Below are 8,284 nucleotides of genomic sequence, written 5' to 3' on the forward strand. Positions count from 1 at the left end.
GCGTCACGCCGAGGAGCCTGGTGCTCACGGTGCGCGACCACGGCCCCGGCCTGCCGAACGCCATGCGGGGCCACGAGCAGCAGCTGTTCGACAAGTTCACCCGCGGCCAGGCCGAGTCCGCCACGCCGGGCGTCGGGCTCGGGCTGGCGATCTGCAAGGCGGTGGTGAGCGCGCACGGCGGCGAGATCGCGGCGGCCAACGCTTCGGACGGCGGGGCAGAATTCACGGTCACGCTGCCGAGACGCGAACCGCCCGATACGGTCGAAGACGGCGCAAGCTAGGGCCTGTCCAGGCCCTGGTCAGGAGGATTCCGTCATGGCCGATCGCGTGGGTATCTACTGCCGCAAGTGAAAGACGTGCATCTCCGTCCAGCGTCCGGTCGAGTTCTCCAGCAGCACGACTGCGTCGCACACGGCTTCGACCGGGACCTCGAGGGCGCTCATGCGACGCTGCAGTTCGGCTGTTGCCGCATCGGCCTCGGCGACATCGCCGTGGGCGACCGTCAGGTGCGGAACGACGCCACCCTCATGGGCGCCCCCATAGGGCAGGAAGTCCGGGAAGGCGTGCACCAGCGCCTCGGTCAGGGCGACGAAGGGGCCGGCCGGTTCCGGCAGCAGGTACGCAGTCGCGGGGAAGCGTGCGACCGCGGCCAGCGAAAAGGAGAAGGCCGGGACGCGGTCCAGGGCCCGCTGCGCCCGGCCGAGCACGGCCGGGGTGATGCGCTGCGGCGGCATGAACGGAACCAGCACCGTGATGTGTGCCGGAACGCCCAGCTTCGCTGTGGCATCGAACTGCGCGCGCAGATCGACGACGAGCGGCTCGGCTGCGGGAACCTTGACTGCGAACGCGGAGATCGCCATGGGCCCGATCGTAGCTCGCCGGACCTCTCGCTGATCTACAGAGTGCGCGGCCGAGTTGCAGCCATGACGCGGTTGCCGAGCGCCTCGAGGTTCTGGGCGACCGGCCCTCAGATCGCCGCGATCAGATGCGCCAGGCGGTCCGCAGACATGGGCAGTTGCCTGACGCGCAAATCCAACGCATGGGCCACAGCGTTGGCGACGGCCGCGGCGGCCGGACCCGCGGCGGCTTCTCCGACGCCGAGACTGGGTTCCTGCGGCCGCTCGATCACCCGGACGGCGATTGCCGGGATCTCGTCGAAGCCGAGGATCGGGTAGTGCTCCCAGTCGCATGAGGTGATGCCGGTTCGATCCCAGGTCACGCTTTCCTTCAGCGTCCAGCTGAGCGATTGGAGCAGGCCGCCTTCGATCTGATTGACCAGGCCATCAGGATTGACAACCGCACCGGCGTCGACCGCAGCCCAGACCTTCTCGACCCGGATCTTCTCCTCGACGCTGACCTGCATGGCGATGGCGCAGTACGCGGCCTGATTCTTGTAGCGGCCGACGGCGATTCCCAGGCCGCTGCCGTTGCCTTTTTCGCCGCGCTGGCTCCAGCCCGCCATGTCGGCCGCGGTCTCGAGTACCGCGCGGGCGCGTGGATCGCTCAGATGACGCAGGCGGAACTCGACCGGGTCGCTGCCCGCGAATTGCGCCAGCTCGTCCATGAAGCTCTCGATCGCGTACAGGTTGGCATAGGAGCCGAGCGAGCGCAGCGCGGAGACGCGCACCGGGGAGCTGGCAATGAAGTGGTAGTCGACGTGCTGATGGGGCATGTCGTACAGCGCGATGGCATTGCGGTCACCGCCGCCCATCGGCAGCGGAAGGTCGCGCGCGGTCGGCTGCGGCAGCGGCGGGTCGATCTCCCAGGCGCCGAGCAGGTTGACGCCTTCGCCCCAGCCAGGTCGGTTCATGTGGGTGTGGCTCCACAGGGATAGGGCCCAGCTGCCGATGCGGCCGGCATCGTCGAGTCCGGCCGTGAGCCGCACCACGCTGGCCGAACCGAACGGCGACATCGACATCTCGTCTTCGCGCATCCACTGCACCCGCACCGGCACGCCGATGAGAGTGGCAACGAAGGCGGCGTCGAAGGCCGCATCGTCGGCGCCGTTGTGGCCGTAGCAGCCGGCGCCCGGCGCATGGATGACCTCGACGGTGCCGGCCTCGCGGCGCAGTGCCGCGGCGATCTGATCGCGCAGTGGATAGACACCCTGCGTGTGAGACCAGATGCGCAGGCGTCCGCCGCGGGGGTCGGCCAGCGCGCAGGCCGGCCCGATCGACGCGTGCGCAAGGTAGGGCCGCGAATAGGTGGCGCTGCAGGTCTGGAGCCGGGTGCCCGGCACGCCCGCCTCGTGCACGCGCCTCGGGCTGTCGGGAAGACCCTGCAACAACGCGACCGTGTCTTGGCCCGCATGCGGATCAGGCAGAGGGCCGAAGTCGAGCAGCTTGCGAGCCTTCGGTAGTGCGCGTACCAGAGCGCCTTCATGCGGCCCCACGAGCGCCAGGAACCGGCCGCAGTGCACCACCTGCGACACGCCCGGGAGCGCCTGCAATTCAGCCAGCGGCACCGAAGCCAGTCGCTGCGAAGGATGCCGACCGCGCAGCATGCGCACATGCTGCATGCCGGGAATGACGAGGTCCTGCACATAGCCTGCGCCAGTCAGCTTGGCCATGAGGTCCACGCGTGGCAGCGAGCGACCCACATAGGGCTCGGGCGCAGTTCGAGCGCTGGCGGGAGATGCGACGATTGCGATGTCGAGGTCGATCGCGGGCGCAAGCGCCCAGTAGTCGATCTGTCGCTCGCCGCCCGCATTGCGAAAGCAACCTGCGTCGACTTGCAGGTCGGCGGGCGCAACGTCCAGGTGCAGCGCCGCAAGCGCGTTGAAGAGCGTGTAGGCATGCGCGCAGGCCCACCGCAGCGCGGCCCCGCCATACTGGACCGAAAGGCTGCCCGCCGTGTAGCCCTCGTCAGGGGAGCGATCGGTGTGGCCGGCCACCAGCAAAACCTGCTTCGGCGTCAAGCCGAGTGCGTCGCAGGCGATCTGCACCAGGRCTGTTTCGATGCCCTGACCCAACTCGACCTTGCCTGTGAACACCGTGACTTGGCGTTCCGGCCCGATGCTCAGCCATTGGCGCAGGCGCGGATGCGCAAGGATGGCCGGCGGCGTGGAACTCGTCATGGCTGGTCTTCCGTATGCAGCCGTGCGGCGGCTGCCTTGATCGCCTTCAGGATGCGCGCGTGGGCGCCGCAGCGGCACAAATGCCGGTGCATCGTCTCTTGCAACTCGGCCTCGGTCGGCGCGGCGGTACGGTGGAGCATGGCGGTCACCGACATCAGGATGCCGTTGATGCAGTAACCGCACTGCGCCGCCTGCAGCGTGACGAAGGCGTCGAGCACGACCGCGCCCACCGGGTCATGCCGCAACTGCTCGACCGTGGTGAGCTCGCGTCCGACGGTACCCCATAGCGGCATGTCGCAGGACTGGACAGCACGGCCGTCCATCCAGACGGTGCAGGCGCCGCAGTGGCCCGCCCCGCAGCCGAAGCGCACACCCTTGCAGTCGAGGTCGTTGCGCAGCACGTAGAGCAGCAGGTCGTTTTCGTCGGCCTGGACGTGGTGCGCAGTGCCGTTGACCTTGAGTTCGAAGGAGGATGTCATAGGGTCGATGCCAACCGGGGCCTGCGGGCTCAGGCGTTCAAGGCCCTGGCCGGCTTGCGCAGACCGGCCGCGCGCCGATACGGCGGCGGGTAGTAGGGAGTGACGCCGAGCGTCTCCGCCGCCCGCCAGACCCAGCGCGGATCGGCGAGGAACGGGCGTGCCAGCGCGACCTGATCCGCGAATCCCGAGGCCACGATGTCGGCTGCCTGCGCCGGCTCGCTGATGCCGCCGACGGCGCGAGTGGCGATTCCGCTGCGGCGCCGAACTTCTGCGGCCAGCCCAACCTGGAAGCCGGGGCCGAAGGGAATGCGCTCACCGCGGACCACGAAGCCGCTGCTGACGCACACGTAGCCGAAGCCGATGTCCTTGAGGCCCTGGGCCAGCCGAACGGCGTCATCGGGCCCGAGGCCGCCTTCTGCCCAGTCGGTGCCGGTGATGCGCGCTCCGAGCACACGGCTGCTGGGCACGTGCTCGCGCAGGCGCTGCGCGATGTGCAGCGCCAGCCGGTCGCGCCCGGTCGCATCTCCGCCCCAGGCGTCATCTCGCAGGTTCGCGAGTGGCGATTGAAACTGGTGCAGCAGATAGCCATGCGCGCAGTGCAGCTCGATGACGTCGAAGCCCAGGCGAACCGCGCGTTGCGCGGCGTCGACATAGGCGTTGACCAGTCGTTCGATGCCGGCGTCGTCGAGCGCTTGCGGCGTGTCCCAGTCCGGCGCGAAGGGCAGTGCGCTCGGCGCCGCGCAGCGCCACGGCGGCCCGCCGTCGCCGTCCGCCGTCAGCGGGCCTGCGCCTTCCCAGGGCACATGGGCCGAGCCCTTGCGGCCCGCATGGCCGAGCTGGATGCCGAAGCGCGTACCGGGCGCGGCGACCGCCCGCGCCGCCTGCAGCACACGAGACAGGGCGGCCTCGGCGGCGTCGCTGTAGAGGCCCAGGCAGCCGTGCGTGATGCGCCCGCGGGCCTCCACGGCGGTGGCTTCGACCATGACCAGGCCAGCGCCCGCCAAGGCGAGCTGCATCAGGTGCTGAAGGTGCCAGTCGTTCGCGACGCCGTCGCGCGCCGAGTACTGGCACATGGGAGAGACGACGATGCGATTGGGAAAGCTCATCTCGCCGATCGAGAGTTCACTGAACAGGGGGGACATGGGCGATGGTTCCAGGCGGTGGTTCAGCGAATTGGCGCGATGTTGAGCAGCTTCACGGCATTGAGCCCCTCGATCTGGTCCACCTCGTCGCTGGACAGCCCGTGCACCGAGGCGACCAGCTGCCGCGGATGGTCCTCGCCCATGTCGTAGGGGTAGTCGGTGCCGAGCAGCACGCGCTCGGCACCGAAGAGGTCGACCAGGTGGCGCAGCATCTCGGGGTCGAACACCATGGTGTCGACGTAGAAGGTCTTGAGGTAGCTCGAAGGCGCGCGATCGATCACCGTGCGGCAATCCTTGCGTGCGCTCCAGGCGTGGTCCATGCGCGCCCAGTAGTGCGCCACGTAGCCTCCCCCATGCGCCGCGATGAAGCGGATATTCGGGTAGCGGGCCACCACGCCATCGAAGATCAGGTGGCTCACGGCCACTGTCGTGTCGAGTGGGTTGCCGATCACGTTGTTGAAGTAATGGTCAGTGAGCCGGGCGCCTTCCGAGAAGCCGACCGGATGCAGGAAGATCACCGCGCCGAGCGCGTCGGCGCGCGCGAAGAAGGGCTCGAGCCCCAGCTTCGCGTCCGTCAGGTCGAGGCCGTTCACGTTGGTGTTGATCTCCACCCCGCGCAGGCCGAGCCGGCCAAGGGCGTAGTCCAATTCCTGGATCGCGAGCTCGACGTTCTGCAGAGGCACCGACCCGAAGCCAACGAAACGCTGCGGCGTGTCGGCCACGAGTGCCGCGATGCCCTCGTTGACCTGACGTGCCAGAGCGGCTCCGCGCTCGGGCGGGGTGAAGTAGAAGTACTGGAACGGCGCCGGGCTGACCGCCTGGATGTCAATGCCCATGCGGTCCATGTCGTCGAGGCGCTGGTCGATGCCGGTCAGCTTGGGCGCGCGCTCACGCATCTGGACGACGTTGGTCTCACGCGTGAGCGCGTTCGCATAGATCACGCTCGGGTCGTGACGGCCCACGTCGAGGTCGCTCGCGGCCTTGGCGACGTCCGGATTCAGGTAGTGGCAGTGCACGTCGACTACGGGTGGTCGGTCGCCGCGTACGGGTGCGGAAGCGGTCGCCGCGTGCGCCATCGAAAGGGCTGCGGACCGCGCGCGGCGGTCGGGCGCCGTCGTGTGGCGGTGGGTCGGGTCGGTGCAGTGGGGCGCGCAGGTGTAGAGCACGTGAGGTCCGTTCGAGTGTGTTTGGATGTTTGGAAAGAGGGCGAGCCTAGAACACGCCGAGGTGACGGGTTGCGAGCTCGGGTTCGGCGCGCACGGAGTCGGCGCGGCCGGCATGGACGACATGGCCGGTGTTGAGCACCACGACATCGTCCGCCACTTCGAGCGCCAGGTTGAAGTTCTGCTCCACCAGCACGATCGATAACCGGTCGGCCTTGAGCGTCTTGATGGCCTGTGCGACCTCTGCGACGATCAGCGGTGCGAGTCCCTCGGAAGGCTCATCCAGCAGCAGCACGCGCGGGTTGCCCATCAACGCACGCCCGATGGCGAGCATCTGCTGCTCGCCGCCGGAGAGCGTGCCGGCGCGTTGTCGAGTGCGCTCCTTGAGGCGGCCGAAGGTGGCGTAGACGCGGTCGAGGCTCCACGCGTGCTTGCCGCCGCTTGCGTTCCCTGCCGCCGCCTGCTCCGCCACTTGCAGGTTCTCCAGCACCGTGAGGTTCGGGAAGATGCGCCGGCCTTGGGGTATCAGCCGCATGCCGGCGCGCGCGATGCCTTCCGGCGACATCCGCTCGATCGGGCGGCCAGCCAGCTTGATGATGCCTCGGCGCGCCTGGTGCAGTCCCGCGAAGGTGTTGAGCGACGTGCTCTTGCCGGCGCCGTTGCGTCCCAGCAGTGCAAGCACTCGGCCTTCATGCAGGTTCATCGAGAGTCGGTGCACGACCTGACTCTGCCCATAGAAAACGTCGAGTCCGCTCACGCTCAATGCATCAGTGGCCAAGGTAGATCTCCCGCGTTCTGGGGTGGTTCACCACGGTTCGCCGGTCGCCTTCGACGATGACCTGCCCATAATGCAGCACCGTGATCTGCTCGGCGAACTCAAGCGCGACATCCATGTCGTGTTCGATCATCAGGATCGCGGTTTCGCGCGGTACCTGGGCGATCAGCCGCTGCACGACCACGCGCTCGTCCTGGGACAGGCCCGCGAGCGGTTCGTCGAGCAGCAGCAGGCGTGGCTGCTGCGCCAACCCGAGCGCGAGCTCGACCCGGCGCTGCTCGCCATAGGACACGTCGCACACGCGGTGCAACGCCTTGGCGCCCAGCCCCACACCGTCGAGCAGCTGCACCGCGCGTTCATGTAGCGCCGCGTGCCGTGAAAGGTCGGTGCCGGCACTGAGGCGCAGCGGCATCAGCGCCAGCAGCCCCAGCACCACGTTGTGCGCCAGCGTGTCCTTGGGGAACAGCGTGATGATCTGGTAAGTACGGGCGAGGCCGCAGCGCGCGCGCGCGCGCACAGCCAGCTTTGTCACGTCTTTGCCGAATACCCGTATCGAACCGCCATCCGGGCGAATTTCACCGCCAATCAGTCCGAACAGTGTGGTCTTGCCGGCGCCGTTGGGGCCGATGATGAGGCGTCGCTCGCCGGGCTGCATCGTGAGCGAGACATCCTGCGTGACGGCGATGCCGCCGAAGGATTTCCGGAGTCCCCGGATTTCGAGGGCGGCCGTCATGCGCGTTTCTCCGTCAGGCGGGCCAGCAGCGCGCGCACGCCAGGCACGATGCCGTGCGGCATCACCAGCACGATGAACACGAACACTGCGCCCAGCAGCATGTTCCAGCGCTCGATGTAGCCCGATGCGTAATTCTTCAGCAGCATCACGAGGACGGCGCCGACGGCAGGCCCCGCCAGCGTGCCGGCGCCGCCGGCGATCACGCTCAGCAGCACTTCGGCCGAAGAGGTCACCGACAGCACGCTCGGATGGACGTACTTGTGGAAGTACACGTAGAGAAGCCCCGCCACAGCGCCAACGAAACTCGCGCCCACGAAGGTGCACCACCGAATTGCCCAGACGTTGTAGCCGAGTGAACTCATGCGCCGTGCCTGATCGCGGGTGCCGCGCAGTGACGCGCCGAAGGGTGAGTTGACCAGCCGCCCCACGACGAGCAACACCACTGTCGCGATCGACAACACGAACCAGTAGTAGGCACTGCTGTTCTCCATGTCGATGCCGAACGGGGCCGGTCGCGTGAGGCCCGAGAGGCCGTTGTCGCCGTTGGTGACGGAGGTCCAACGGTATGCGAGGCCCCACACCACCTGCGACAGAGCGAGGGTCAGCATGAGAAAGCTGAGCCCGGAGGCGCGCAATGCGATCCAGCCAAAGACGCCGCCGATCGCCGTGGTGGCGAGCAGCGTGAGGGGTGYAGCCATGGCGTGGCCGATGCCCAGTCTCAGTGCGAGCCAGGCGGCGATGTAGGCCGACAGGCCGAGGTAGGCTGCGTGGCCCAGCGAGGTCATGCCCGCGTAGCCCACGAGCAGGTTCAGGCTGGTGGCGAAGATCACGGCGATCAGCATCTGGCTGCCGAGGTTGACGTAGTACTCACCGAGCACCGCGGGCAGCAGGGCCAGCGCGGCGAGCAACAGCAGGG

Annotated in this window: 9 protein-coding genes; 1 reads left to right on the forward strand and 8 read right to left on the reverse strand. The window is 68.2% G+C overall.

Features of this window, described 5'->3' with window-relative positions:
• Window positions 1-281, forward strand: a 281-nt coding sequence (locus AC1D2K_RS24250; RefSeq protein WP_478091596.1) for an ATP-binding protein, incomplete at its 5' end; no start/stop codon positions are given.
• A 54-nt stretch (window positions 282-335) separates the two neighbouring features.
• Here AC1D2K_RS24250 and AC1D2K_RS24255 read toward each other — a convergent pair.
• The 8 genes from AC1D2K_RS24255 to AC1D2K_RS24290 form a co-directional block, all read right to left on the reverse strand.
• Complete coding sequence (locus AC1D2K_RS24255) at window positions 336-860, reverse strand: 2'-5' RNA ligase family protein (protein WP_478091598.1); 525 nt, start codon at window positions 858-860, stop codon at window positions 336-338.
• Window positions 861-967: 107 nt separating this feature from the next.
• Complete coding sequence (locus AC1D2K_RS24260) at window positions 968-3,076, reverse strand: molybdopterin cofactor-binding domain-containing protein (RefSeq protein WP_478091600.1); 2,109 nt, start codon at window positions 3,074-3,076, stop codon at window positions 968-970.
• Entirely contained in the window at window positions 3,073-3,555 is a 483-nt protein-coding gene (locus tag AC1D2K_RS24265) for a (2Fe-2S)-binding protein (RefSeq protein ID WP_478091602.1), read from the reverse strand. The genes AC1D2K_RS24260 and AC1D2K_RS24265 overlap by 4 nt, the downstream gene beginning before the upstream one ends.
• A 29-nt stretch (window positions 3,556-3,584) precedes the next feature.
• Window positions 3,585-4,697 carry an NADH:flavin oxidoreductase/NADH oxidase gene (locus AC1D2K_RS24270; protein ID WP_478091604.1) on the reverse strand — a complete coding sequence of 371 codons (1,113 nt, stop codon included), beginning with the start codon at window positions 4,695-4,697 and terminating at the stop codon, window positions 3,585-3,587.
• Window positions 4,698-4,720: 23 nt separating this feature from the next.
• Window positions 4,721-5,863 carry an amidohydrolase family protein gene (locus AC1D2K_RS24275; RefSeq protein WP_478091606.1) on the reverse strand — a complete coding sequence of 381 codons (1,143 nt, stop codon included), beginning with the start codon at window positions 5,861-5,863 and terminating at the stop codon, window positions 4,721-4,723.
• A 46-nt stretch (window positions 5,864-5,909) separates the two neighbouring features.
• Entirely contained in the window at window positions 5,910-6,638 is a 729-nt protein-coding gene (locus tag AC1D2K_RS24280) for an ABC transporter ATP-binding protein (RefSeq protein ID WP_478091608.1), read from the reverse strand.
• Window positions 6,628-7,368, reverse strand: a complete 741-nt coding sequence (locus AC1D2K_RS24285) for an ABC transporter ATP-binding protein (RefSeq protein ID WP_478091610.1) — start codon at window positions 7,366-7,368, stop codon at window positions 6,628-6,630. The genes AC1D2K_RS24280 and AC1D2K_RS24285 overlap by 11 nt, the downstream gene beginning before the upstream one ends.
• On the reverse strand, window positions 7,365-8,284 hold a 920-nt coding region (locus tag AC1D2K_RS24290), incomplete at its 5' end, for a branched-chain amino acid ABC transporter permease (RefSeq protein WP_478091612.1). The genes AC1D2K_RS24285 and AC1D2K_RS24290, both read right to left, overlap by 4 nt.

The sequence above is a fragment of the Variovorax sp. P1_H12_2 genome (assembly GCF_056405335.1).